Raw genomic sequence first — 22,934 nt, forward strand, 5'->3', positions numbered from 1 at the left:
GTGGTCAGGTCAGGCCGCGTTGCGGGGCTTGAGGCCATGTTCGATCAGCGTTTCCGCGATCTGGATGGTGTTGAGCGCCGCGCCCTTGCGCAGATTGTCCGAGACGACCCAGATGTTGAGGCCGTTTTCGATGGTGGCGTCTTCGCGGATGCGGCTGACGAAGGTGTCATATTCACCCACGCATTCCACCGGGGTGGCGTAGCCGCCGGGCTCGCGCTTGTCGATCACCGACACGCCCGGCGCCTCGCGCAGCACATCGCGGGCCTCGTCGGCCGAGATGGGGTTGGCAAATTCGATATTGACCGCTTCCGAATGCCCCACGAACACCGGCACGCGCACGGCGGTGCAGGTCACCTTGATCTTGGGATCGAGGATCTTCTTGGTCTCGGCCATCACCTTCCACTCTTCCTTGGTGGAACCGTCTTCCATGAAGACGTCGATGTGCGGGATGACGTTGAAGGCGATCTGCTTGGGGAACTTGGTGCCATTGCCCGGGCTGTCGTTGACGAAAATGCCCTTGGTCTGGTTCCACAGCTCGTCGACGCCTTCCTTGCCGGCGCCGGAGACGGACTGATAGGTCGAGACGACCACGCGGGTGATCTTGGCAAAGTCATGCAGCGGCTTGAGCGCCACCACCAGCTGGGCGGTCGAGCAATTGGGGTTGGCAATGATGTTCAGGCGCGTCGGATTGGCCAGCCAGGCCTTGAGCACGTCGCCATTCACCTCCGGCACCACCAGCGGCACGTTGGAATCATAGCGCCAGAAGCTCGAATTATCGATCACGATGCAGCCGGAGGCGGCAATGCGCGGCCCCCAGTCCTTGGAAATGGTCGAGCCGGCCGACATGATGGCAAAGTCGACGCCCTTGAAGTCAAAATCGTCAAGGTTCTTGGCCTTGAGGATCTTGTCGCCATAGGAGATTTCGCGGCCAATCGAGCGCGAGGAGGCCAGCGCCACCACCTCGTCGGCCGGGAACTTGCGTTCAGCCAGGATGTTGAGAACTTCACGGCCCACATTGCCTGTGGCACCGACGACGGCGACGCGATAACCCATTTGTTGGAACTCCAGTCCCTTACCATCTTCGCCCCCGCGCAAGCCTTGGCTTGCGGCCATTCGGTTTTCGGCCTCTCCCCGTCGGGAGACGACCCGGGGAAAAGCGTCAGGCGGTTTTGGTGGTTTTGGTCATAAGCGCAGCGACGCCACCGGCGGTGAGCCGGGTGGTTGCGATGGTCGCAATGTCGATCATGCTGTGCATAAAATGACTGCTTTGGTTGGAAAGCAGGCGAAGTCATACGCCGAAATAGGAAATAGTCAATGACCTGCTGTGGCCGCCTTTGGTAGCCCGATCTGCCGGCGGACCGCGCCATATGCGCATGTGCCGGTTGGCAGGGCCGCCCGCTTGCACTAGACCGGGCCGCAACAGTCCAGGAGCCCGCCATGCCTCATTATGATGTCGTCATTGTTGGCGCCGGTGCCGCCGGCATGATGGCCGCCATCCAGGCCGGCCAGCGCGGCCGTTCGGTGCTGGTGGTCGACCATGGCCAATATGCCGGCGAAAAGATCCGCATTTCGGGCGGCGGGCGCTGCAATTTCACCAATGTGCATGCCACCACCGAGCGCGGGCGCGACCGGTTTCTGAGCGCCAATCCGCGCTTTGCCCTGTCGGCGCTCAGCCGCTACACGCCCGAGATGTTCATCGCCATGGTGCGCGAGCATGGCATCAGTTTCCACGAAAAGACGCTGGGCCAATTGTTCTGCGACGGGCCGGCGACGCAGATCAACACCATGCTGCTGGGCGAGATGCGCAAGGCCGGCGTGACGCTGGTGCTCGAAACCGGCGTCGAAAGCGTGGCCAAGGCCGAGAGCGGCTTTGCGCTTGAGCTGACCACATCGTCGATCACCTGCGAGAGCCTGATCGTGGCCACCGGTGGCAAGTCCATTCCCAAGATGGGCGCCACGGGTCTCGGCTATCAGCTCGCCGAGCAGTTCGGCCTGCGCCTCGTCGAGACACGGCCGGGCCTGGTGCCCCTCACCTTTGAGACCGGGGCGCTGGAGCGGCTCAAGGCGCTGGCCGGCATTGCTGCCGATGCCATTGTCAGCCACGGCAAGACGGCGTTTGAAGAGGCCCTGTTGTTCACCCATCGCGGGCTGTCGGGCCCGGCGATCCTGCAGATCTCGTCCTATTGGCGCGAGGGCGACAGCATTGCGGTCGATCTGCTGCCGCATCAGGATGCCGGCGAGGTGTTGCGCCAGGCGCGCCAGGCTACGCCCAAGCTGCAATTGCAGACCGTCTTGGCTGGCATGCTGCCCAAGAAACTGGCGCAGCTCCTCGGCGACGAGCTGGATCTCAGTGGCATGGTGGGGGATTTTTCCGACAAGAAGCTGGCGCTGGTCGAAGCCCGGCTCAAGGGCTGGACGCTCAAGCCGGTGGGTTCGGAAGGCTATCGCACGGCTGAAGTGACGCTGGGGGGCGTTGATACCCGCGATCTCGACGCCAAGACCATGGCGGCGCGCGACGTGCCGGGGCTCTATTTCGTGGGCGAAGTGGTCGATGTCACCGGCTGGCTGGGTGGCTATAATTTCCAGTGGGCCTGGGCCTCGGGCTATGCCGCCGGCCAGGCCGCCTAAACCCTAGAAGCGAAAGCCCAGCCGCACGCCCAGATTGGTATTGGCGCGCGCCGGCGTGCCGCAGGTGCCGAAGTCGGGCAGGTGTTCGAGCGTGGTGATTAGTGCCATGCCCGCCGGCAGGTTGATGCCGATGCTGCCGGCTGCGCGCAGGCCAATGGCGCAGCCAAAATTGCGGCTGGGGTCATTGGCCGGGGCCGAGATCAGGCTGGTGCGGGCCACGCCGCCCAGGCTCGCCTCGACAAACACTGGCATTGCCGGGGCAGAAAAGGTCCAGCTCAGGCCGGCATAGCCATAGGAATCCTGGCCGCGGAAATTCATCGTGGCGCCGATATGCGGGCGGATTTCGCCGGTGAGGTTGAGCAGGTTGATGCCGGGCGGGGCGAACAGCAGTTCGACATTGGCGTCGGCAATGCGATTGGGATCAAGCAGATTGCCGCCGCCGTCGATACCGCGCGCCGAAATGCCGGCGCGGACTTCGGGCAGCAGGTTCACCTGCGCCGATGCCGGCAGGCTGGCGCAGAGCAGCCCCAGCAGGGTGAGCAGGCTCGTCAGCACGATGCGGATCATGGCCTTGGCCTCCTCGATTGGAGGCGCCATAGGGCGCTGCGGGGCGCTGGTGAGCAAGATTTAGTTCAAATTGCTGCTAACCGGGCGTTAACGCTGCCGCCCGGTCGGAGGGGCTAAAAGCCCTAGAACTTCCAGCCGAGCTTGAGGCCGAGGTTGGAAATGCCGGCATTGTAGTCGCACAGGCCCGCATTGCTCATGTGCTCATAGGCCAGGGTCGCCGTCATATTGTCGCTGACGTTGACGCCCAGGCCGAAGCGTTCATAGAAATTGACGCGGCAGCCATATTTGCGGCGGCCGGCCGGGGCTTCATTGCTCAGATAGCCATTGTGCGTTGCGGCACCAAAAGTGCCTTCGAAATAGAACGGGCTGTCAAACAGCGGCACGGTCCAGGTCAGGCCAGCATGCAGCAGGCTGTCTTCGCCAAGGGTATTGATCGTCGCGCCAATCTCGGGGCGGGGCGAACCGAGCCAGCGGAACACATCGAGGTCCGGCGTGGTGAACAGCACGTCGAAGGACACGTCCTCGAGCCGGGTGAGATAGAGGCTGCGCGGATCAAGCGGCGGCAGCATGGTGTAATAGGCCATGTGGTAGTTCAGCCCGAGGCGCACTTCGCTGACCACATTGGCGAAGGGCGACGGCGCCATCACGCTGGCGTCCTGGCTGAGCACCTGTGCCTGGTTCAAGGTCTGGGCCTGGGCCGTGGCGACCCCGCCGAACACCAGCAACACAGCAACAGCAAGGACGTGCAGTTTGGACACGAGTGGTTTCTCCGGACTGAGCCCACAGTAAAAGCCGCAGACCGGCGGCGGAGTCAATCTTGCGCATGGCCTGATGTAGGATTTGTTACGCCAGCGTGGCCGGCGCGCTTCACGTCTCGCTTTCATCGCAATTTGCCGATAGAAGGGGCGCAGTGTTTTCAGACCGGTGATTGCCATGGCTGCCCCCTTTGCCCTTTCCCTGCAGGATCTTGCCCCCATTGCCGAGGGCACCAGCACCAGCCAGGCGATGGCCGAAACCATCGCTTTGGCACAGGAGGCCGACCGGCTGGGCTATACGCGGCTGTGGTATGCCGAGCACCATGGCATGCCCTCGATTGCCTCGTCGGTGCCGGAAATCCTCATCGGCAGTGCCGCCGCCCACACGCGCCACATCCGCGTCGGTTCGGGCGGGGTGATGCTGCTCAACCATGCGCCGCTGCGCATTGCCGAAGCCTATCGCACGCTCGAGGCGCTCTATCCCGGCCGCATCGATCTCGGCCTGGGCCGCGCGCCGGGCGGCGATGGCTATGCCATGCGGGCGCTGCGCAGTGGCGGTGGCGAGGAGTTCTCCAATTATCTGGCCGAACTGATGGCCTTTGACGAGGAGAGCTTTCCGCCCGAGCATCCGTTTTCGCGCGTGCCGGTGTCGCCCGGCGGCGTGCGCCTGCCGCCGCTGTGGCTCTTGGGCTCTTCAGGCGCCAGCGCCCAGGCGGCCGGGCAATTGGGCATGGGCTATGCCTTTGCTGCCCATTTCAGCCATACCCCGGCCGGGCCCGCCTTTGATGCCTATCGCGCCGGCTTTGTGCCCAGCGCAGCTTTCCCGGCGCCGCGCACGATCCTGTGCGTCTCGGTCATCTGCGCGCCGACCGATGAAGAGGCGCAATATCTGTCGCGCTCGCAGGCGGTGAGCTGGGCGCTGTTCACCACCGGCGAGCAGCGCAAGCTGATGAGCCCGGAGGAGGCGCATGCCCGCGTGCTGACCGCCCAGCAGCAGGCGGTGATCGATCACCAGTCGAGCCTGTGGATCGTGGGTTCGCCAGAGACCGTGCGCGACACCATCGCCGAAAAGGCCGAAGCGGCAGAGGCCGATGAGGTGATGATCACCACCACCATCCATTCCTATGCGCTGCGCCGGCGGTCCTATGGCCTGGTCGCCGAGGCCTTCGGCATCGCGCCAAGGGATTGATGGGCGCGCAGATCTGGCGACGGTTGCTGCTTCGTTAACGTCTCATTGGTGGCCATGAACCTATCATGGGCGCAGTATAAAAGCGGACTGCAGATGAGCGCGGCTGTCTTCGTCCTGGCGATCAATATGAGTGTCGCCGGCATATTCGCGACGGCCTTTGCTGTAGTCGCCATGACAACGCGCGCCAATTCCAGCGCGCGCTGGATGGCGGCGGCCTATGGCATCGGCATTTTCGATGGCCTGCTCGAGTTCATCCTGCCCTGGCAGAGCGATCCGCGCCTGGTGGGCATCGGCATCTTCTGCGCCTTCCTGTTTGCCCAGGCGCTCAATGTGGTGGGCTTGGCCCGGCATTATGAGATCACGCCGCCCTGGCGCCTGCTGGGCCTGGTGGTGGGCGGGGCGCTGGTCACCATCGTGCTGATCATCGGCATGGAGCGCGGCTCGCTGCTGCGGGCCCTGCTCTATCAATTGCCCTATGGCCTGATGCAGGCGCTCAGCGTTGTGGTCATCCTGCGCGCGCCGCGGCGCGGGGCGCTCGACCTGCTGCTGCTGGTGTTGTCGGCGCTGGCCGGGCTGCAGTTCCTGGCCAAGCCGCTCCTGGCGGCGGCCATTGGTTCGGGCGCGACGCCGCAGGCCTATATCGGCTCCACCTATGCCGCCATTTCCCAGACCATGGGGGCGGTGCTGCTGGTGGCCAATGGCCTATTAGTGCTGCTGATCGTGGTGCGCCGGGCCATGGCGGAAATGACCGCCCGCTCGGAGACAGATGTGCTCTCGGGCCTGTTCAACCGGCGCGGCTTTGAGGATCGCGCCGAGCGCCTGCTGGCCACGGCACAGCGCGCCGGCGTGCCGGTGACCCTTGTTGTCGCCGATCTCGACAATTTCAAAACCATCAACGACAGCTTTGGCCATGCCGTGGGCGATCGCGTGATCGTCAGCTTTGCCGAGATCCTGCGCGCGCTGGCCGATCCGCGCCTGGTGCTGGGCCGGCTGGGCGGCGAGGAATTTGCCGCGCTCCTGCCGGGGGGCAATCTGGCGGCCGGGCGGCTGTTCGCCGAAAGCGCCCGCAGCGGCTTTGCCCATGACCCCATTGGCGACCAGGCGCCGGGCCAGGCGATCAGCGCCAGCTTCGGGGTGGCGCAATATCGCCCAGGCGAGCCGCTGACCGACCTGCTGCGCCGCGCCGACCGGGCGCTGTATCAGGCCAAGTCGGACGGGCGCAATCGGGTCTGCCTGGCCGATGCCGATGTGGCATCGTCCCGGCTGGGGGCAAGCTGGTTGCGGTCGGTGCCGCCCGGCAACTAGTTGGGCGCGCGGCGCTCCACCAGAGCAAAGGCGTCGGCCTCGTCATCGATCTGCAGCGCCAGCTGCTGGCGGTCGAGCTCGGCCAGCCAGGCCGTCCAGGAGACGGGGCTGGTGGAGGCCTGCTCATCGAGCGGGGACGGCAGGCGGTGATTGGCAAAGCGCAGGCGCAGCTGGGCGCGCTCCTGGCCATAGGTATTGCGCAGCCGCACGATGGCCGGCGTGCCCTGGCGATTGCTCACCCAATTCTGGATGTCGCGGTGACGTGTCAGTGTCTGAGTCATTTTGGCTTCCCCTCCAAAGTTGTGCGCGAACCGGTTCGGTCTCAGGCCGACGCGAATCAGTCCTTTGCTGAAACGGTCGCGAACAGACTCAATCCTCTGCCAAGTCTGTGACGAGTTTGAGGCCGGTCAGCTCTTGCGGGGTGAAATAATACATGCGCTCGGGCGGGGTGCGCAGCGCATGCAGCCAGAGTGCGGGGTCGATTCCACTTTGCGTCAATTGCGCAATGATGCTGGCGGTGGTGGTCTGGGCGTCGCTCATCACCATGCCTGCCAGTTGTTCGCCGGTCTGGTTGGTTTCGCCCAGGGCCGCCGCATAGATCTGATGCACGCCGATGGCCGCCTGGGCGCTGGCGCTGCGCGTGGTGCCGCCGGCAAAGACAATCGGGCACGACGAAGCGCAGAGCGCCCCGACCTTGACGCGGGTGCTGAGGCCCCGCGCGTGGATCAATTGGCCCATGGCCAGCGCATCGGTCACCGAGCCGCCGGGAGAATCGAGGGTCACCGACTGCACATATTCGCCGCGCGCATCGAGTTCGGCGGCAAAGCGTTCGGCGGCGCCGGGGTCGATGGTGCCGACAAGGCTCAACACGCCGCCGCTGCCCAGGCTAATGACGAGGGGTTGTTCCAGCACTTCGGGGGCGGTGGTCACCGCGGGCATGCTGCCGTCCACCGGGCCCTCCTGCACCGGCGGCAGAATGGGCCTAAGCGGCGTGGCGAGGCTGGTCGCTTCCGCGCCAGTCAGTTCGCGATAGTCGACGAACAGCACCGAGGCCGTGCCGGCCAGCAGGGCATAAAAGGCCACGCGCAGGATGGCGCCATCGTCGGTGGCGATGAAGCGGTCGATCAGCCGCCGGTGCAGCGGGGCGCTGCGGCTCGGCAGACGGGCATTGGCCGCGGTCTTCATGCCGGGCGCGGGCCGTCGGTGCGCTTGCGTTGCGCGGCGTCAATCGGGGTCACCGTGGCATCGTCCGGTGGTGCCGACGCGGGTTCTGTCGCCGCCAGTGGCGCCGGCTTGTCCTCGGGCAGAGGGGCGGGCTCTACGCCTGGCGCAACAGGCAGGCCGGTGGCCACATCAATCCCGGCTGCTTCCATCTGGCGATAGAGCCGCATGGCGCGCAGCATTTCGGCGGCGGTGATGTTCTCGGCCTCCACCATGGATTCCGAATCCCGCCGCATGGCGTCATTGACAATCATCAGCACCAACACCAGCACCACCGGCAGCAGGTCGATGGAAATGGCGCCGGCCCAGCTCGGGATGAAATCCTGCCAATAGCGCAGCACGGCCTCGGCGCTCGACAGCGGCACGAAGCGGCGTTGCTCGACCGCCGGCGTCGCAAGGATTTCGTCCGCCGCCGTGCTCAGCGCCGCCGATTGCGCCGCTACCGAGACGCGCACGGTTTCCATCACCTGATCCTGCCGATTGGCCAGGTCCGCCGTCTGGCCATTGGCCACCGGGGCGATGAAACCGGCCGAGAGATCGGCCGCTGCGCGCTTCACGGAAGCGGCAATATCGGTCTGCTGCAGTGCGGCGATCACCGCCGAGAGCTGCACGGCCTCGGCCTGGAAACTGTCCGAGCGCGGCTCGATGGCGCCGGGCGTCGAGACCAGTTCGCGCATGGTGGCCAGCCTTGTGGAGCCATCTTCAAACAGCGACGATACGGCGTCGCGGCTGCCGGTGATGCTGGCGCCGAGCTGGTTCATCTGCGCGCTCATCTGGGTGAGCAATTGCACCACGCTGCCCGAGCCGGTGGTGCCGGTCAGCGCGCCCGTCTCGCGTTCGTCGGCGGCAAGGCCGGCAAAGCGTTCCGCCGCGCGCTGCACGTCGGGGAGGAGGCTTTGGCTGGCCAGTGCATTGGCATGGGCGGCGTCGAGATCTTCGGCATAGCCTTGCAGGGTCACCGCCATATGCTGTTCCAGCGCGGCAGAGCCGGCCAGAGCCGCCGCATTGAGCCAGCTCGACATGGCCATGATCATCACGCAGCCGATGGCCATGGTGATGAACAGGCCAATGCGCTGCACGCCATTGGTCACCAGCGGCACAAAGCGCAGCATGAAGCTCCAGAAGGCGTAGATGGCCACCGAGACGGCGGTGGAATAGACGATGGCGGCAAAGAACACGAAGCTCGCCGAGCCATCGAGCAGGCCGCGCACACCAAGATAAGTATAAACGCCCGAGGCCAGGGCCAGCACGGCCAGGGCAAAGCGGGTCATGGTCTCTATGCCCTTGACGGTCTCGTTGAGACGATAGGCATTCGGCTTGAGCTGCATCGGCGCGTGTCCCCCAGGGCTTAAGGGGAGGTTAACACAGCGATGGCGGCGGAATAGGGGCGCGGTGGAGTGGGGTTAATGGGGGGGGGGGCGGGGTCGTCAATTCGGTCGTTCGAAATGCTCTTCACGACAATCAAAAACCTGCCGGCCGTGTGGCGCCTGCTTTCATCTTGGCCTGCCCGACACCGAACGGGCAGTTGCTGATAGGAAACGTCGATATTCGACCTATGCGGCGCTAATCTGGTGTCCTGTAATTTGCCCCTGGCCTCTGGCGGCCCGCAAACTGATATCGTATCGAGACGCGCTGGCTGTGCAAGCGTGGGGCCAACGAAGCCAATTGTATTGGCGTAGAAGGAGCACTTGATGAAAACTGTCTACACGATCGGGTATGAAGGCACAGACATCGAACGGCTCATTGAGACGCTCACCGTGGTTGGTGTGCAAGCTGTTGCCGACGTGCGGGCTGTTCCGCTGTCCCGCAAGAAGGGCTTCTCGAAAAACTCGCTACGCGTTCATCTCGAGAACGCTGGCATCAAATATCTGCCCATGCAGGAGCTTGGAGACCCTAAAGAAGGAAGAGAAGCAGCGAAGTCTGGAGACTATGCTCGTTTCCGCACGGTTTACTCGGCACATGTCGATCAGCCAGAATCCGTCGCGGCCATCGAGAAGCTCGCGTTCACTTCGCAGGATCAGGCCGTCTGCCTGCTATGTTTCGAGCGCGATCCGAAAACCTGTCACCGATACATAGTCGGCGAGCGCATGGGTGCCTTTGGCTACCAAATGCTTCACCTCTTTGGCGACGACCCAGCCCGCTACGTTCGCTACCAAGACAAGCTGCCGAAGCGTGCGGTCTAGAGCTAGAAGAGTTCGCCTTGCAACTGGTGCGGTGGGTAAATCAAGCTGATGATCAGCCATTGATCCTGAAATCTGTGCTGGTTCCCCATCAGCAGCATCAAGTCCTTTGACGGGATCTCCCGCTCAAGCTTGTCGCGGAAATGGCGTTCCCAATCCGCTCCATAAAGGCGGTCGCAGGTCAGGTACAACGCGCCGACCTCCCAATCGACTAGCTTGTGCCTGAAGACCGTGGTGGCACCATCCTCACCACACTCATATCTATAATAGAAGTCATACGGCAGCTTCCGCAGCGTCTTGATAGACGGTTTGTCTTCATTGTCGAAGAGCCCTCCTTGATTCTGACCGCCAAGCAGCTTTGCTAGGTCATCTTCGGTCCACTGTGGATTAGAAACAGGCTCTATATCCAAACCGAGAATCCTGTGAGGCTTCAGCAGAGACAGCGATGTTCCATTGCTCTTGCGCGCATCCTCCACTTCGTTGAAGTTAGTGAATAGCTTGACTGGAGATAGCAAGCGGCGACGTTCGCCCCAATTCTTACCAGGCTCGACCACCGGCCCGCCCTCGATGGTATCCGTCTTGATGGTGAAGCTTTCGGGCCGATGATCTTTTTTGGCCTTTTCGATCTTTGCCTTAATCCACTGCCACTTATTGAATCGTCTTTCCTCAGCGATCAAACGAAACGGCACAGGGAACAGTCGAATAAGGTTGCCGGTCTCGTCCATGCCAGCCACGCAAGTTGTCTCCGCATATTTTCCACTGGGCGACGGATACGTCTTGCAAAGGATGAGAATGCGGGCATCGACGACTGGCATGACCTGCTCCGAGACAACCCACCGTTAACCTACGGCTGAAGCGAATTGCGCCAGGGCGCTGACTGCAAGTCAATCCTGCTGATTGAACTGACGCAGAAAAATACAGCGAATATTGGCATTTGCTTTGTCGACGCACCAGTGCTCTGACGGCTGTCTGCAGTTGCTTCTCTAGCGCAGGTTTATGCTTGGCAGGATTCTCATCCGCGCCCGAGGAACTGCATCGACCACTGCCGCATTTCTGCAATCTCGAATGATCGAACTGGAGTGCCCAAAGCTGAAGGTAATGGACTAACCTAGATTTGTGCTTCGCACGCCGGCCAGCTAGGAGCCGCCAGTCCGCACGCCACTTCGGATCGGCCACGTCCTGCAGCCAACAGCGTCCTCGGCCATTCCCCTCGCCCCGCCACGCTCTCACCCAATCAGCCCATCCAGCCCATCCCAGGCATAAATGACATTGTTCGATTTCCAGATCGGGCCAGGGTCGATGGTTCGGGCGATTTCGCGGGCGCCGAGGCGCTGGTAGAAGCGGGCGGCGCCGGTATTGCCCTCCACCACGTCGAGCGCGGCGGCGTCGCGACCCACAGAGCGCAAATGCCGGGCGAGGCCGCGCAGCAGGCTTTCGCCGATGCCACGCCCCTGTTGGCCGAGATCGACATAGACCGAGTGGATTTCCGCCCGTCCGCCAAAGGCCGGGTCATCGGAGGCGCCGGTGGCGGCCATGCCCACCAGAACGCCCTTGTCCTCGGCCAGCAGCACCAGTTGGTCGGGCACGGGCTCGGCCAACACGCGCCGCCATTTGGCCTGGCGACTGTTGAGGTCAAGCTTTGCCAGCGCCTCGGGCGGGGCCAGCTCAGCAAACGCCACCTGCCAGACGCGGTTGTGCAGCGCCGCGACAGCGTCGGCGTCCGCCGGGCCGCCGGGGCGCAGGGTGATGCTCACGGCGGTGCTCAGGCTTCGACGGCGACGTCGAGGGCGATGGTCACCATGTCGCGCAGCGAGGTCTGGCGCTGTTCGGCGTCGATTTCCTCGCCGGTGATCAGGCAGTCGGTCATGGTGCAGATGGTCAGCGCCCGCACGTCAAAGCGTGCCGCCAGCGTATAGAGCGCCGCCGCTTCCATCTCGACGCCGATGACGCCGTGCTGGGGCAGGGTGTCATAACCCGCCATGCCATTGGCATGGTAGAAGATGTCGCTCGAGAGCATGTTGCCGGCGTGATAGCGCATGCCGGCGGCCTCGGCCTTGTCGGCGGCGGCGCGCAGCAGGCCAAAATCGGCGAGCGGGGCAAAATTGAAGGCGCCAAAGCGGCCCTTGACGATGGAGCTGTCGGTCGAGGCGCCCTGCGCCAGCACCAGGTCGCGCACCTTCACCTTGGCATTGAGCCCGCCGCAGGTGCCCACGCGGATCAGCGTCTTGGCGCCATAAGTGTTGATCAGCTCATGCACATAGATCGACAGCGAGGGCTGGCCCATGCCGCTGGCCTGCACCGAGATGGGCTTGCCCTTCCAGGTGCCGGTATAGCCAAGGCAATTGCGCACCGAATTGACCAGTTTGGGATTGTCAAAGAATGTCTCGGCAATCCATTTGGCGCGCAGCGGATCGCCGGGCAGCAGCACGGCCTCAGCATAGTCACCGGCTTTGGCGTGGTTGTGCGGCGTCATGGTGTTCGTCCTTGCTGGTGTCGTTTGGCCCAAGCATTGCCACTGGCGCGGCGGATCGGCAAGCGGCGGCAGCGGCCCTGGGTGTCTTGACCTCGTCACCATCGCGGTCCATTTACGACGCCCAGACGGGAGAAACGCCAATGGTCGCCAAGATATTCATCGACGGGGAAGCCGGAACCACGGGTCTGCAGATCCGCGAGCGCCTGGCTGGTCGTCGCGATCTCGAGGTGCTGTCCATTGCCGCCGACAAGCGCAAGGACATGGACGAGCGCAAGCGGCTGCTCAATGCGGCCGATGTGGCGATCCTGTGCCTGCCCGATGATGCGGCCAAGGAAAGCGTGTCGCTGATCGAGAACGACACCACCCGCGTCATTGATGCCTCGACCGCCTATCGCGTCGATCCGGCCTGGGCCTATGGCTTTGCCGAAATGGACAAGGGCCAGTCGGCGCTGATCGCCGGCGCGCGCTTTGTCTCCAACCCCGGCTGCTGGCCGCAGGGGCTGATCGCCCATGTGCGGCCGCTGATCGCCGCCGGGCTGATCCCGGCCGATTATCCGCTGAGCTACAATGGCATTTCCGGCTATTCGGGCGGCGGCAAGCAGATGATTGCCGAATATGAGGCGGCCGGCGACTCCGCCAGCCAGTTCATGCCCTATGGCCTCACCTTCCAGCACAAGCATGTGCCGGAAATGACGCTTTATACCGGCACCACCACCGCGCCGCTCTTCGTGCCCACCGTGGGCGATTTCGCCCAGGGCATGACGACGTTTGTGCCGCTGCAGCTCGGCCAGCTGCCGCGCGTGCCCACTGGGCGCGAGCTGCATGCCGCCATTGCCGATCATTTCGCTGCCATCGCCGACAGCTTCGTTGTCGTTGCGCCCTATGACGAAGCGCTGGGCAAGACGCCGGCGCTCGATCCCCAGGCGCATAACGGCACCAATACGCTGACCCTGCATGTCTTCGCCAATGATGCGCGCGCCCAGGCGGTGCTGGTGGCGGTCTATGACAATCTGGGCAAGGGCGCCTCGGGCGCTGCGGTGCAAAATCTCAATCTGATGCTGGGCGTCAACGCCCGCGAAAGCCTCGCCGCCTAGGCGGGGCGCTTCTCGCAAATTGCAAGGCGCCTCGCATTCTGCATCGCTTGGCCGCCCGCAAATTGCGAGAATTCACAGGGCTTTAACATCTGAGGCCCGGTTTGCGGGCCCCGGGGCGACTGGCACGGTTCGTGCATTGATGGCGCCGTCCGGAGAGTTAGTTTTGCGTACCGGATCCAAAGTCATTGAGGCCCCGTTCCGTGCGACCGGAGCGGGGTCTTCATGCTTTTGGGTTGGCTCTCTTGTGGCCGGGGCCGCTACCCACTAGATAAAGCACAGTTTTTGTTCCGGAGACGCCCATGCGCGCCGTGCTCGACATCATCCTTGTGATCCTTGATCTCTATCGCTGGATCCTGATCGCCATGATCATCATGAGCTGGCTGATCTCCTTTAACGTGATCAACACGCGCAATGCCTTTGTCGAAGGCCTGTGGCGCGTGCTCAACCAGCTCACCGAGCCGGTGCTGCGCCCCATCCGCCGCTTCCTGCCCAATATGAGCGGGCTCGATCTCAGCCCGCTGGTGGCGTTCCTGCTGATTTTCTTCATCCAGCAGCTGATCGGCTATTATGTCTATCCCGCCGTGGCGCGCGCCGGCCTCTGATCGGCCGTGACAGCAACGCCGCTCTGCTATCGGCTCAGCCCTTCGGGGCTGAGCCTTTTTGTTCGCGTCACCCCCAATGCCGGCCGCGACGGCATCGAGGGCGTCGAAATCCGCGATGATGGCACCGCCGTGCTGCGCGTGCGCGTCAAGGCGGTGCCCGACAAGGGCAAGGCCACGGCAGCCGTCATCGTCGTGCTGGCCAAGGCGCTCGGCGTGCCCAAATCGTCAATCAACGTCACCAGCGGCGACACCGCCCGGCTCAAGACGCTGGCCGTGGCCGGCGATGGTCCGGCGCTGGTTCATGCGATCACCGCTTTGGCGACGCCCGCTTGAGGCGCAGGCCGGAGCAATCGCTGCCGTAGATCACCCCCTCCCAACCTCCCCCATCAAGGGGGAGGTGCCGTCTGGTGGGTTGAACCCGATGCTGCCCCAGGAGTGGAGAGAGACCTCCCCCTTGATGGGGGAGGCTAGGAGGGGGTGGCGCCACAGCCTCGATCTTCGCCCGTGCCCCCCGCGACAATTCATCGCATTCTCCATTGCTTAACCAAGCAATCCGGCTAATCTCGATAGTCGGAGGGGGCTCTAAGGAGGGCGTCCCGCGACGGGTTGGAGGACCCGGCCGGGTCAGCGTTGAGTCCCTGGAGGAACATCTAGAGGGACTTTCTATGACTTTGGCACTCTGGCTGATCGTCGTATGCGGCGCTCTGTCCATCGTCTATGGCGTGATCACCACGCAGCAATTGCTGGCCGCCGACAGCGGCTCGGCCCGCATGCAGGAGATTTCGGCGGCCGTGCGCGAAGGCGCCTCGGCCTATCTCAAGCGGCAATATACCACCATCGCCATCGTGGGCGTGGTCATCCTGATCGCCGCCTTTTTCCTGCTGGGCATCTATGCCGCCATCGGCTTCCTGTTGGGCGCGGTGCTGAGCGGCGCGGCGGGCTTTATCGGCATGAATGTGTCGGTGCGGGCCAATGTGCGCGTGGCCCAGGCGGCGATTTCCTCGCTGGGCAATGGGCTGGATCTGGCGTTCAAGTCCGGCGCGGTCACCGGCATGCTGGTGGCGGGCCTGGGCCTATTGGGTGTCACGCTCTATTTCATCGTCCTCACCCAGGTGCTGGGCTTTGCCTATAATGACCGCGTGGTCATCGATGCGCTGGTGGCGCTGAGCTTTGGCGCTTCGCTGATTTCCATCTTCGCCCGTCTGGGCGGCGGCATCTTCACCAAGGGTGCCGATGTGGGCGGCGACATGGTGGGCAAGGTCGAAGCCGGCATTCCCGAGGATGATCCGCGCAACCCGGCCACCATTGCCGATAACGTGGGCGACAATGTCGGCGACTGTGCCGGCATGGCGGCCGATCTCTTCGAAACCTATGTGGTCACCATCGTGGCCACCATGGTGCTGGCCGCCATCATCCTGCCCGAGCCGTTCCGGCTGATGGGCATGGTGCTGCCCCTGGCCATCGGCGGCGCCTGCGTCGTCACCTCGATCATCGGCACCTATTTCGTCAAGCTGGGCGCCGACAACAACATCATGGGCGCGCTCTACAAGGGCATCATTGCCACGGGCGTGCTGTCGCTGGTGGCGCTGCTGCCGGTGCTGTGGTTCGTCTTTGGCGATCTCAATGTGTCCATTGCCGCCAATGACAAGACCTTTACGCCGATGAGCCTGTTCTGGTGCGGCGTGGCGGGCCTGGTCATCACCGGTCTGATCATCGTCATCACCGAATATTACACCGGCACCAATCGGCGCCCGGTCAATTCCATTGCCGAGGCTTCGGTCACCGGCCATGGCACCAATGTGATCCAGGGCCTGGCGGTATCGCTTGAGTCCACCGCCCTGCCGGCGCTGGTCATCATTGCCGGCATCATCGTCACCTATAATCTGGCGGGCCTGTTCGGCATCGCCTTTGCCGTCGCCACCATGCTGGCCCTGGCCGGTATCGTGGTGGCGCTCGACGCCTTTGGTCCGGTCACCGACAATGCCGGCGGCATTGCCGAAATGGCCGGGCTCGACAAGGCCGTGCGCCACAATACCGATGCGCTCGACGCTGTCGGCAATACCACCAAGGCCGTCACCAAGGGCTATGCCATTGGCTCGGCGGGTCTGGGCGCTCTCGTTCTGTTCGCCGCCTATACGCAGGACCTCATCTACTTCTCGGGCCTGCCCGATGCCCCGGCGATCTTTAAGGGCATGGGCACGCTCACCTTCTCGCTGGCCGACCCCTATGTGGTGGTGGGCCTGCTGTTTGGTGGGCTGCTGCCGTTCCTGTTCGGCGGCATGAGCATGACGGCTGTCGGTCGCGCCGCACAGTCGGTGGTGGTCGAAGTCCGCCGCCAGTTCAAGGAGCGGCCGGGCATCATGGCCGGCACCGAAAAGCCCGACTATGGCCGGGCCGTCGATATGCTGACCAAGGCGGCGATCAAGGAAATGATCGTGCCGAGCCTGCTTCCCGTGCTCAGCCCGATCGTGGTGTTCTTCGTGATCTATTGGATCGCCGGGGCCGCCGCGGGCTTCTCGGCCCTGGGCGCCATGCTGATGGGCGTCATCGTCACCGGGCTCTTCGTCGCCATTTCCATGACCGCCGGTGGCGGCGCCTGGGACAATGCGAAGAAGAGCTTTGAAGACGGCTTCACCGACAGCCATGGCGTCAAGCACATGAAGGGCAGCGACGCGCACAAGGCCAGTGTCACCGGCGACACCGTCGGCGACCCCTACAAGGACACGGCGGGCCCCGCCGTCAACCCGATGATCAAGATCACCAATATCGTGGCGCTCTTGCTGCTGGCCGTGCTGGCCCATCTGGGCTGACCATACGGCGTCTGGACTGGAATGAAGAAGGCCCGGGGCATGCGCTCCGGGCCTATTTTTCATCAAGGCCGAAGAAGCGCTGGTCATCCCCGATCAGCAGGTCGCGACCGTTCTTGGGGAGCGGGAAATTGTAGCCTACCCATCCGGGCCTCCAGCTCAGGGTGCCCTCATGGTGATAGCGTGACATGTACATTTCACTGCCGAGCTTGTGCAGCGCCAGATGCAGGGCCTCCACCATGTCGTTGCCCTGGGCACGGCTGGCGATCGTTCCGTCGGGCCAGTCGATCTCATAACGACAGATGAAGACATGGTCATCGGCTTCCGGCATGAAGATGCGCACGTCAACCGGTGTCACCTTGCCTGCTGAATTGATGTTGAGCGTACGAACAGCAATAATCATGGCACATCAATAGTTGAATGAGGGAAGCGGATCGCCCTTCATGCAGGCAACCAGTCTGACCATGGCTTGGCTCTGGCAGGCACGCCAGCTGACGATAAATTTACACTGAAACATATCGGTCTCATACTGGACCTCGCAGTCCTGGCGATTGCGTTCATTCCACTTGCCGGCAACGCGCGTTCGCGTCCATTGGCCGCCTGTTGGATCGCCGGCCGGAACACGAGGCTGATCTGGACTATATTTCACCAGTGATCTGCCCAGTGAAATCATGGCAAATGTCAGCCTGGCGCGCGCGAGTTGCTGCATTGTCTTGAGTTGCGTGTGCTTCATGACCGGCCTCCTTGCAATTAGCATAGGGGCAATGTTGAAGGCGGGCATAAGTGGGGCAGCGAATTTATGGTCTGGTCTGAATCGATGGCTGCTATCGCCCTGAGTCGGACTTCTAGGTCTCCGAAAGGCAGCGACTGAGGGACCATCGGTTGCCCATAGTATTTCGAAGCAAGGCGCCAGACGATGGCGGCGTCACCCCCTCCCAACCTCCCCCATCAAGGGGGAGGTGGTGTCCAATGGGTTGGCCAACATGCTGCCCAAGAGTGGAGCCGTACCTCCCCCTTGATGGGGGAGGCTAGGAGTGGGTGAAGAGAGCCCCGATATCAATGACGCTCCCCTTGATCCCTCCCAGCAATCGGGTGTCGACTGCCCCACGTGAAAGGACAGCCAGGACCAGTCAGCCATGCCCAGGCCATCGCTGCCCAGAACCTTGCGTCAGCAACCGACGCCATTCGAAGTCAAGTTCTGGCTGCTGATCCATCCCCTGCGCCAGGCCGGCTGGCACTTTCGCAAGCAGGCGCCGATTGGGCGCTATGTGGTGGATTTTGTCTGCCACCGGGCCAAGCTCATCATCGAGATCGACGGCGACAGCCACTATACCGACGACGGAATCGCCCGCGACGCGGTGCGAACAGCCTTCCTCGAAAGCCAGGGCTATCGCCTGCTGCGCTTCGACAATCTCGACGTGCTGGAAAGCGATGATGCGGTCTTTCTCGCGGTCGCCGCGGCGCTGGACGCAAGCGGCATCACCCCCTCCCGACCTCCCCCATCAAGGGGGAGGTGAAACCCGGTGGGTTGAACGTGATGCTGCCCAAGAGTGGAGCCGTACCTCCCCCTTGATGGGGGAGGCTAGGAGGGGGTGAAGAGAGCCCCGATATCGAGACCTATCCCCATCTCCCCGCCCCGGGCCCGCCCATCCATCACCCGGGCGCCGACAGCGGCCGGCCGGCGCGCTCGTCTGCGCGCGAACCTGTCGAAATCGCCGTGCCCCGTTCGTCATGCTATCGAATGGCCCTTCTGTGGGACGGGCCGCAGCCTTGGGAGATTTCAATAATGCGCAAAGTGATGGCCGGCCTGTTTCATTCCGTCGATGGCGTGGTGGAAGCGCCCTACAAGTTCCAGTTCGATCGCTTTGACGATGATCTGGGCGAGATGCTCACCGCCATCCAGGTGGAGACCGATCTGGTGCTGATGGGGCGCGTGGGCTGGTCGGAATGGGCCGGCTATTGGCCGACCGCCAGCCAGGACGGCGATTTTGCCGATTTCATCAATGGTGTGCCCAAGCATGTGGCGTCGAGCTCGCTGACCCAGGCGGACCTCACCTGGTCCAATTCCCATCTCATCTATGGCGACCTGCTCGAACATGTCCGGGCGCTCAAGGCGGCGCCTGGCGGCACGATTGCCGCCATGGGCGGCATTTCGCTGGTGCGGCAATTGCTGTTCGCGGGCCTGATGGACGAATTGACGCTGATCACCCATCCGGTGGTGGCTGGTGAGGGTCGGCATTTGTTCGAGCCCGATGATCCCACCACGCGGCTCGATCTGGTGCGCAGCGTGGTGACCACCAAGGGCAATGTGGTTTCGACCTATCGCAAGGCGGACTAGACGCGCCGCCGCGTCACGGCGTCGGACCGATTTCGGCCAGGCGCGCAAACGCGCTGGGGCGCGGCGGGGCGGCCAGCGCCGCGCCGATCGCCTGGGCACAGGCCGCCGGCGTCATGGCGCCGGTATTGACTTCGAGGTCATAGATCCCCGGCACATGCACCGCATCCTGCCAGCGCTGCACCGGCGCCGGCACGCCCTCGCCTTTAACATACAGGCTGTCTGCATCTGCATTGCGCCGCGCCATGATGGTCTCGATGGGGCAATGGACGCCGACGAACAGCGCATCGAGGCCATGGAGGCTCCGGGCGCATTCGCGCAGGATGCCCAGGGGTTGGGAATAGTGGTCGTGATGGCCAACATCGGCCGCCACGTCAAAGCCGGCGCGGGCATGGGCGGCAATGCTGGCATAGAGCGCCAGGAACAGCGGGCGGACCATGGGTTCGAGATCGGGGCGCTCGCCGCCCGGGCGCAGGCCGATGCCGGGCCGCAGATGCGGCGGCAGGCTGCGGTTCTGCGCATCGACGCCGAGGTTGATCCAGTGGCCGGGCAGGTCGGTCTGCATGGCCGCAGCGATGGACGACTTGCCGGCGCGCGGGGCGCCATTGAGGATGACGATGCGACCAGTCATGCGCTTTCCCTCAAACGACAACGGGGGCGATTGCTCACCCCCGTTCAGAACTTGGCTCGCCAGCGTCTTGCCGGCTTACTTCTTGGCAGCCTCGGCCAGGGCGATGGAGTCGAGGATCACCTTCTTGGCGTCCTCATAGCCGCCAACATGGCTGATCTTGGCCCATTTGCCGGGCTCGAGATCCTTGTAGTGGGTGAAGAAGTGCTTGACGCGCTCGACCTGGATTTCCTGCATGTCGCCGATATCTTGAATGGCGTCATACATCTTGGTGAGCTTGGAGACCGGCACGGCAAGGATTTTTTCGTCCTGGCCGCCATCGTCTTCCATGAACAGCACGCCGATGGGGCGGCAGCGTACCACGGCGCCGGGCACCAGCGGGCGGGAGTTCATCACGATCACGTCGAGCGGATCGCCATCACCGCACAGGGTGTGGGGCACAAAGCCGTAATTGCCCGGGTAGCGCATGGGCGTATAGAGGAAGCGATCGACGAACAGGGCGCCGCTGGCCTTGTCGATCTCGTACTTGATCGGCTCGCCGCCCATGGGGACTTCGATGATGACGTTGAGGTCGTCGGGCGGGTTCTTGCCGATCGCAATGGCGTCGATATTCATGGGCTATGTGCCGTTCACAAGAGGGGTCGGAACAGGGGCAGGTTCTGCCCAATACGCCCCCCAAAGGCAAGGCAATTTAGCGCAAGCGGCCCATGCTTATTTCACGATCAGCACCGGAATGGTGGCGCGCGCCAGCACTTCGGCGGCCTGGCTGCCCAGCAGCATGCGCTGGATGCCGCGTCGGCCGTGCGAGCCCATGACGATGGTGTCGCAGCCGCGCTCGGACGCCGTCTGCACGATGGCGTCGGCCGGGCGCTGCTGGGGAACATGGATGGTCTGCACGGCAATGCCGGCCTTGTCGGCGATGTCGCGAGCGGCCGAAAGCACCTGTGTCGCCTGGGCGGCATAGGCCGCATCGAGTTGATCGAGGATCGGGCCGGCGTCCATGGCGCCAAAGCCGCCGGCCCCCAGGGCCGTGCTCACCGGGTCGGTGGCCGTCATGATGGTGACCGTGGCGCCGTGCAGGCGGGCCAGGTCCAGTCCGGCCGCCAGGGCCTTGTTGCTCAGTTCCGATCCGTCGGTGGCAATCAAAAGGGTGGTGAACATGGGCGTGGCCTCCTTGGGCGACAAAGCCTGATGCAACAGAGCTTGCCATGGCCGCGTTGGCGTCACATTGATCTGGATCATCGGGCGGATGCGCCGCCCTGTCACTGCGCTCGAGGAGGTCGAACCATGTCCCAGTCCCGCCCCCGGGGGCGCCTCAAATCCATCGTGCTGTCAGCCCTGGCGCTGGGCATCGGCCTTGGCGCCGCGCCGGCGCTGGCCCAGTCGGGCTTTACCAGCGCCTATACCGATCTTAACCTCGACACCGCTTGCCTGGTGCTGGAGGCCGACGACTTCAGCGTTATCTGGGCCTGCCCGGGCTACAAGGGCTATCCGGTGCAAGTCAGCGAAGGCGATCTCCGCTATGGCATCCGCTATGGCTTCAACATCGATGTCGACAGCCCGTTCCAGACCCCGCCGCCGTTCAATAACCTTGGCGCCAAGCTCGAATGGCGCTTGAGCAATGCCTCCGGCCGCTGGATGCCCGTGGCCACCATTGTGCGCTATCATCTGGCAGACCCCGAGACGGGGGAAAACAGCGGTCAGGTGCTGGTGGTGACCCAATTGGCGCCGGGCAACACCTGCCACATCGCCTATGTCGATGCCCGGGCCAACAGCGATGCCAATGAGCTGGCGCGCGCGGCGGCCGACAAGGCCGGCGATTTCGATTGCGCCACCGACACCATCGCCACGCCGGGCACGTTCGCCGCCTGGTAGGCAAAAAAAACGGCGGGGTCGCCCCCGCCGTTGCAGTGTTAGCGTGTGGCGGTCGGCCTAGCGCAGCACGACCCGGCCGGCTTCATAGGCGGTACGGCAGTCGCTGGCGTCATGGCCATTGTCGCTGTCGAGCAGCACCGAGGCGGCGCCGGGGCCTTCAAAGCGCGGGTCATCGCACTGCTCGTCATTGGCATAGCTGGAGTCGTCGTCGCCGAATTCGATGCCGCTGCTGTCATAGGGAGCGCCGGCCACATATTGCGGCGTATAGACGGTGCGGATGCTGACCTGGCCGTCGGCCTCAAGGCTGCGGCAATCGCTGGCGTCGGCGCCCATATCTTCGCTCAGCAGCTTCTTGTCGGTGCCCGGGCCGGTGAAGCGCAGGTCATCGCATTCGCCGTCATTGGCATAGATGCTGGTGTCGGTGCCATAGTCGAAGGCCGGCACATCGCTGGTGCCGGGCAGGCGCAGCGTCACGGTACCGATGTCAAAGGCAGCCTGGCAGTCGGTGGCGTCGCGCATGCGGCTCTCCGGCGAGGGCTTGGCGGTCATGCCGGGGCCGGTGAAGTCGGGGTCGTCGCATTCCCCGTCCCTGGCCCATTCGCCGGAATCATCGCCGAAATTGATACGGCTGATCAGCCCGGCGCCGGGCACCGTGGCCACGTCGGCCGGTGGTGGCTCGATGCCGTCGCCCGCCAGGATCACCGTGCCGTTCTCATAGGCGGTGCGGCAGTCGGTGGCGTCATGCATCATGTCGACGTCGAGCAGCTCGGCGGCCGAGCCGGTGCCGGAGAAGCGCGGATCGTCGCATTCGCCGTCATTGGCCCATTCGCTGGTGTCGTCGCCGAAATCGGGCAGGTCGGCAGTGGTGGTATCAGCCGGGGTGGCCGCGGTGGCATCGTCCTTGAGGGTCACCGTGCCGGCCGTAACGGCGGCCTTGCAGTCGGTAGCGTCATGGCCCTTGTCGGCCTCCAGCAGTTCGGTGGCCGCGCCCGTGCCGGCAAAGCGCGGATCGTCGCACTCGCCATCATTGGCCCATTGGCTGGTGTCATCGCCAAAGTCGATGTCGGGCGTGCTGGCCGTGCCCGGCGCCGGCGGATTGGTCGGCTGTGCTAGGGCCGGTGCCATGCCACCAACCAGCAATACCAGTCCCAGCGCAGTCTGCGCGAGCAGTGTCCTGAAAGTCATCATGATGTCCCCTCGTTAAACGGTCCGCAGTCTCCTGCCACCACACTAGAGCGGCTTTTGGGCGGCCAACAGCCCCGGCGCCAAAGAATC

General features: G+C 63.8%; 26 protein-coding genes. 11 read left to right on the forward strand and 15 right to left on the reverse strand.

Annotated elements, in window-relative coordinates; all coding sequences use genetic code 11:
• Positions 1-9: 9 nt before the first annotated feature.
• On the reverse strand, positions 10-1,053 hold the full coding sequence (locus tag E8M79_RS03745; protein WP_137150576.1) for an aspartate-semialdehyde dehydrogenase: 1,044 nt from the start codon (positions 1,051-1,053) through the stop codon (positions 10-12).
• 384 nt (positions 1,054-1,437) lie between these two features.
• Here E8M79_RS03745 and E8M79_RS03750 point away from each other — a divergent pair, with 384 nt between their 5' ends.
• The gene (locus tag E8M79_RS03750) at positions 1,438-2,628 is read left to right on the forward strand and encodes an NAD(P)/FAD-dependent oxidoreductase (RefSeq protein WP_137150577.1); all 1,191 of its coding nucleotides are present in this window, start codon (positions 1,438-1,440) and stop codon (positions 2,626-2,628) included.
• A 3-nt stretch (positions 2,629-2,631) separates the two neighbouring features.
• On the opposite strand, the gene E8M79_RS03755 is transcribed toward E8M79_RS03750, so the two are convergent.
• On the reverse strand, positions 2,632-3,225 hold the full coding sequence (locus E8M79_RS03755) for a hypothetical protein (protein ID WP_137150578.1): 594 nt from the start codon (positions 3,223-3,225) through the stop codon (positions 2,632-2,634).
• Positions 3,226-3,317: 92 nt separating this feature from the next.
• The gene (locus E8M79_RS03760; protein WP_171015693.1) at positions 3,318-3,953 is read right to left on the reverse strand and encodes an acyloxyacyl hydrolase; all 636 of its coding nucleotides are present in this window, start codon (positions 3,951-3,953) and stop codon (positions 3,318-3,320) included.
• 175 nt (positions 3,954-4,128) lie between these two features.
• Here E8M79_RS03760 and E8M79_RS03765 point away from each other — a divergent pair, with 175 nt between their 5' ends.
• On the forward strand, positions 4,129-5,139 hold the full coding sequence (locus E8M79_RS03765; RefSeq protein ID WP_137150580.1) for an LLM class flavin-dependent oxidoreductase: 1,011 nt from the start codon (positions 4,129-4,131) through the stop codon (positions 5,137-5,139).
• A 93-nt stretch (positions 5,140-5,232) separates the two neighbouring features.
• Entirely contained in the window at positions 5,233-6,444 is a 1,212-nt protein-coding gene (locus tag E8M79_RS03770; RefSeq protein WP_137150581.1) for a GGDEF domain-containing protein, read from the forward strand.
• On the opposite strand, the gene E8M79_RS03775 is transcribed toward E8M79_RS03770, so the two are convergent.
• The 3 genes from E8M79_RS03775 to E8M79_RS03785 all read right to left on the reverse strand — a co-directional run bounded on the left by E8M79_RS03775 (position 6,441) and on the right by E8M79_RS03785 (position 8,993).
• A complete protein-coding gene (locus tag E8M79_RS03775) occupies positions 6,441-6,725 on the reverse strand; it encodes a hypothetical protein (protein WP_137150582.1) in 285 nt (94 codons plus the stop codon). The genes E8M79_RS03770 and E8M79_RS03775 overlap by 4 nt on opposite strands.
• Positions 6,726-6,813: 88 nt before the next feature.
• A complete protein-coding gene (locus E8M79_RS03780) occupies positions 6,814-7,629 on the reverse strand; it encodes a hypothetical protein (RefSeq protein ID WP_248304876.1) in 816 nt (271 codons plus the stop codon).
• On the reverse strand, positions 7,626-8,993 hold the full coding sequence (locus tag E8M79_RS03785) for a hypothetical protein (RefSeq protein WP_137150583.1): 1,368 nt from the start codon (positions 8,991-8,993) through the stop codon (positions 7,626-7,628). The genes E8M79_RS03780 and E8M79_RS03785 overlap by 4 nt, the downstream gene beginning before the upstream one ends.
• A gap of 363 nt (positions 8,994-9,356) precedes the next feature.
• On the opposite strand from E8M79_RS03785, the gene E8M79_RS03790 reads away from it, so the two are divergent.
• Entirely contained in the window at positions 9,357-9,848 is a 492-nt protein-coding gene (locus tag E8M79_RS03790; RefSeq protein ID WP_137150584.1) for a DUF488 domain-containing protein, read from the forward strand.
• Between the two features lie 2 nt (positions 9,849-9,850).
• Here E8M79_RS03790 and E8M79_RS03795 read toward each other — a convergent pair whose 3' ends face one another.
• The 3 genes from E8M79_RS03795 to deoD all read right to left on the reverse strand — a co-directional run bounded on the left by E8M79_RS03795 (position 9,851) and on the right by deoD (position 12,318).
• Positions 9,851-10,660, reverse strand: a complete 810-nt coding sequence (locus E8M79_RS03795; protein ID WP_137150585.1) for a hypothetical protein — start codon at positions 10,658-10,660, stop codon at positions 9,851-9,853.
• A gap of 411 nt (positions 10,661-11,071) precedes the next feature.
• A complete protein-coding gene (locus E8M79_RS03800; protein WP_171015694.1) occupies positions 11,072-11,599 on the reverse strand; it encodes a GNAT family N-acetyltransferase in 528 nt (175 codons plus the stop codon).
• An 8-nt stretch (positions 11,600-11,607) separates the two neighbouring features.
• A complete protein-coding gene (gene deoD, locus E8M79_RS03805) occupies positions 11,608-12,318 on the reverse strand; it encodes a purine-nucleoside phosphorylase (RefSeq protein WP_137150587.1) in 711 nt (236 codons plus the stop codon).
• Positions 12,319-12,458: 140 nt separating this feature from the next.
• Here deoD and argC point away from each other — a divergent pair, with 140 nt between their 5' ends.
• The 4 genes from argC to E8M79_RS03825 all read left to right on the forward strand — a co-directional run bounded on the left by argC (position 12,459) and on the right by E8M79_RS03825 (position 16,824).
• Positions 12,459-13,412, forward strand: a complete 954-nt coding sequence (gene argC / locus E8M79_RS03810) for an N-acetyl-gamma-glutamyl-phosphate reductase (protein ID WP_137150588.1) — start codon at positions 12,459-12,461, stop codon at positions 13,410-13,412.
• A gap of 299 nt (positions 13,413-13,711) precedes the next feature.
• Positions 13,712-14,014, forward strand: coding sequence for a YggT family protein (locus tag E8M79_RS03815; protein WP_137150589.1), 303 nt, complete (start codon positions 13,712-13,714; stop codon positions 14,012-14,014).
• A gap of 6 nt (positions 14,015-14,020) precedes the next feature.
• On the forward strand, positions 14,021-14,347 hold the full coding sequence (locus E8M79_RS03820) for a DUF167 family protein (protein ID WP_137150590.1): 327 nt from the start codon (positions 14,021-14,023) through the stop codon (positions 14,345-14,347).
• Positions 14,348-14,679: 332 nt separating this feature from the next.
• Complete coding sequence (locus E8M79_RS03825) at positions 14,680-16,824, forward strand: sodium-translocating pyrophosphatase (RefSeq protein ID WP_137150591.1); 2,145 nt, start codon at positions 14,680-14,682, stop codon at positions 16,822-16,824.
• A 52-nt stretch (positions 16,825-16,876) separates the two neighbouring features.
• Here the strand turns inward: E8M79_RS03825 and E8M79_RS03830 are convergent, their stop codons facing one another.
• A complete protein-coding gene (locus tag E8M79_RS03830) occupies positions 16,877-17,224 on the reverse strand; it encodes a hypothetical protein (protein WP_137150592.1) in 348 nt (115 codons plus the stop codon).
• 6 nt (positions 17,225-17,230) lie between these two features.
• Positions 17,231-17,554, reverse strand: coding sequence for a hypothetical protein (locus E8M79_RS03835; RefSeq protein WP_137150593.1), 324 nt, complete (start codon positions 17,552-17,554; stop codon positions 17,231-17,233).
• Positions 17,555-17,957: 403 nt separating this feature from the next.
• Here E8M79_RS03835 and E8M79_RS03840 point away from each other — a divergent pair, with 403 nt between their 5' ends.
• Both E8M79_RS03840 and E8M79_RS03845 read left to right on the forward strand, forming a co-directional pair.
• The gene (locus E8M79_RS03840) at positions 17,958-18,338 is read left to right on the forward strand and encodes an endonuclease domain-containing protein (RefSeq protein ID WP_137150594.1); all 381 of its coding nucleotides are present in this window, start codon (positions 17,958-17,960) and stop codon (positions 18,336-18,338) included.
• Between the two features lie 269 nt (positions 18,339-18,607).
• A complete protein-coding gene (locus tag E8M79_RS03845; RefSeq protein ID WP_137150595.1) occupies positions 18,608-19,159 on the forward strand; it encodes a dihydrofolate reductase family protein in 552 nt (183 codons plus the stop codon).
• Between the two features lie 13 nt (positions 19,160-19,172).
• Here E8M79_RS03845 and E8M79_RS03850 read toward each other — a convergent pair whose 3' ends face one another.
• The 3 genes from E8M79_RS03850 to E8M79_RS03860 form a co-directional block, all read right to left on the reverse strand.
• Complete coding sequence (locus E8M79_RS03850) at positions 19,173-19,787, reverse strand: chloramphenicol phosphotransferase (protein WP_137150596.1); 615 nt, start codon at positions 19,785-19,787, stop codon at positions 19,173-19,175.
• A 75-nt stretch (positions 19,788-19,862) separates the two neighbouring features.
• Positions 19,863-20,399: an inorganic diphosphatase gene (gene ppa / locus E8M79_RS03855; RefSeq protein ID WP_137150597.1), complete on the reverse strand. Its 537-nt coding sequence runs from the start codon at positions 20,397-20,399 to the stop codon at positions 19,863-19,865.
• Positions 20,400-20,495: 96 nt separating this feature from the next.
• Positions 20,496-20,945: a universal stress protein gene (locus tag E8M79_RS03860; protein ID WP_137150598.1), complete on the reverse strand. Its 450-nt coding sequence runs from the start codon at positions 20,943-20,945 to the stop codon at positions 20,496-20,498.
• Between the two features lie 126 nt (positions 20,946-21,071).
• Here E8M79_RS03860 and E8M79_RS03865 point away from each other — a divergent pair, with 126 nt between their 5' ends.
• Positions 21,072-21,659 (forward strand): hypothetical protein, encoded by a 588-nt coding sequence (locus E8M79_RS03865; RefSeq protein ID WP_137150599.1) that lies wholly within the window; start codon positions 21,072-21,074, stop codon positions 21,657-21,659.
• A gap of 57 nt (positions 21,660-21,716) precedes the next feature.
• On the opposite strand, the gene E8M79_RS03870 is transcribed toward E8M79_RS03865, so the two are convergent.
• Positions 21,717-22,844: a hypothetical protein gene (locus tag E8M79_RS03870; RefSeq protein WP_137150600.1), complete on the reverse strand. Its 1,128-nt coding sequence runs from the start codon at positions 22,842-22,844 to the stop codon at positions 21,717-21,719.
• Between the last annotated feature and the right edge of the window lie 90 nt (positions 22,845-22,934).

The sequence above is a fragment of the Devosia sp. FKR38 genome (genome assembly GCF_005222805.1).
Lineage (GTDB): Bacteria > Pseudomonadota > Alphaproteobacteria > Rhizobiales > Devosiaceae > Devosia.

What these genes read in the sequence shown, in the direction of transcription:
- E8M79_RS03770 (WP_137150581.1), top strand. Translation starts at nt 5,233, where the DNA reads ATGAGCGCGGCTGTCTTCGTCCTGGCGATCAATATGAGTGTCGCCGGC.
- E8M79_RS03845 (WP_137150595.1), top strand. Translation starts at nt 18,608, where the DNA reads ATGCGCAAAGTGATGGCCGGCCTGTTTCATTCCGTCGATGGCGTGGTG.
- E8M79_RS03830 (WP_137150592.1), bottom strand. Translation starts at nt 17,224, where the DNA reads ATGATTATTGCTGTTCGTACGCTCAACATCAATTCAGCAGGCAAGGTG.
- E8M79_RS03825 (WP_137150591.1), top strand. Translation starts at nt 14,680, where the DNA reads ATGACTTTGGCACTCTGGCTGATCGTCGTATGCGGCGCTCTGTCCATC.
- E8M79_RS03755 (WP_137150578.1), bottom strand. Translation starts at nt 3,225, where the DNA reads ATGGCGCCTCCAATCGAGGAGGCCAAGGCCATGATCCGCATCGTGCTG.
- E8M79_RS03790 (WP_137150584.1), top strand. Translation starts at nt 9,357, where the DNA reads ATGAAAACTGTCTACACGATCGGGTATGAAGGCACAGACATCGAACGG.
- E8M79_RS03780 (WP_248304876.1), bottom strand. Translation starts at nt 7,629, where the DNA reads ATGAAGACCGCGGCCAATGCCCGTCTGCCGAGCCGCAGCGCCCCGCTG.
- E8M79_RS03750 (WP_137150577.1), top strand. Translation starts at nt 1,438, where the DNA reads ATGCCTCATTATGATGTCGTCATTGTTGGCGCCGGTGCCGCCGGCATG.
- E8M79_RS03835 (WP_137150593.1), bottom strand. Translation starts at nt 17,554, where the DNA reads ATGAAGCACACGCAACTCAAGACAATGCAGCAACTCGCGCGCGCCAGG.
- E8M79_RS03795 (WP_137150585.1), bottom strand. Translation starts at nt 10,660, where the DNA reads ATGCCAGTCGTCGATGCCCGCATTCTCATCCTTTGCAAGACGTATCCG.
- ppa (WP_137150597.1), bottom strand. Translation starts at nt 20,399, where the DNA reads ATGAATATCGACGCCATTGCGATCGGCAAGAACCCGCCCGACGACCTC.
- E8M79_RS03765 (WP_137150580.1), top strand. Translation starts at nt 4,129, where the DNA reads ATGGCTGCCCCCTTTGCCCTTTCCCTGCAGGATCTTGCCCCCATTGCC.
- E8M79_RS03745 (WP_137150576.1), bottom strand. Translation starts at nt 1,053, where the DNA reads ATGGGTTATCGCGTCGCCGTCGTCGGTGCCACAGGCAATGTGGGCCGT.
- argC (WP_137150588.1), top strand. Translation starts at nt 12,459, where the DNA reads ATGGTCGCCAAGATATTCATCGACGGGGAAGCCGGAACCACGGGTCTG.
- E8M79_RS03860 (WP_137150598.1), bottom strand. Translation starts at nt 20,945, where the DNA reads ATGTTCACCACCCTTTTGATTGCCACCGACGGATCGGAACTGAGCAAC.
- E8M79_RS03865 (WP_137150599.1), top strand. Translation starts at nt 21,072, where the DNA reads ATGTCCCAGTCCCGCCCCCGGGGGCGCCTCAAATCCATCGTGCTGTCA.
- E8M79_RS03815 (WP_137150589.1), top strand. Translation starts at nt 13,712, where the DNA reads ATGCGCGCCGTGCTCGACATCATCCTTGTGATCCTTGATCTCTATCGC.
- deoD (WP_137150587.1), bottom strand. Translation starts at nt 12,318, where the DNA reads ATGACGCCGCACAACCACGCCAAAGCCGGTGACTATGCTGAGGCCGTG.
- E8M79_RS03840 (WP_137150594.1), top strand. Translation starts at nt 17,958, where the DNA reads ATGCCCAGGCCATCGCTGCCCAGAACCTTGCGTCAGCAACCGACGCCA.
- E8M79_RS03785 (WP_137150583.1), bottom strand. Translation starts at nt 8,993, where the DNA reads ATGCAGCTCAAGCCGAATGCCTATCGTCTCAACGAGACCGTCAAGGGC.
- E8M79_RS03775 (WP_137150582.1), bottom strand. Translation starts at nt 6,725, where the DNA reads ATGACTCAGACACTGACACGTCACCGCGACATCCAGAATTGGGTGAGC.
- E8M79_RS03870 (WP_137150600.1), bottom strand. Translation starts at nt 22,844, where the DNA reads ATGACTTTCAGGACACTGCTCGCGCAGACTGCGCTGGGACTGGTATTG.
- E8M79_RS03850 (WP_137150596.1), bottom strand. Translation starts at nt 19,787, where the DNA reads ATGACTGGTCGCATCGTCATCCTCAATGGCGCCCCGCGCGCCGGCAAG.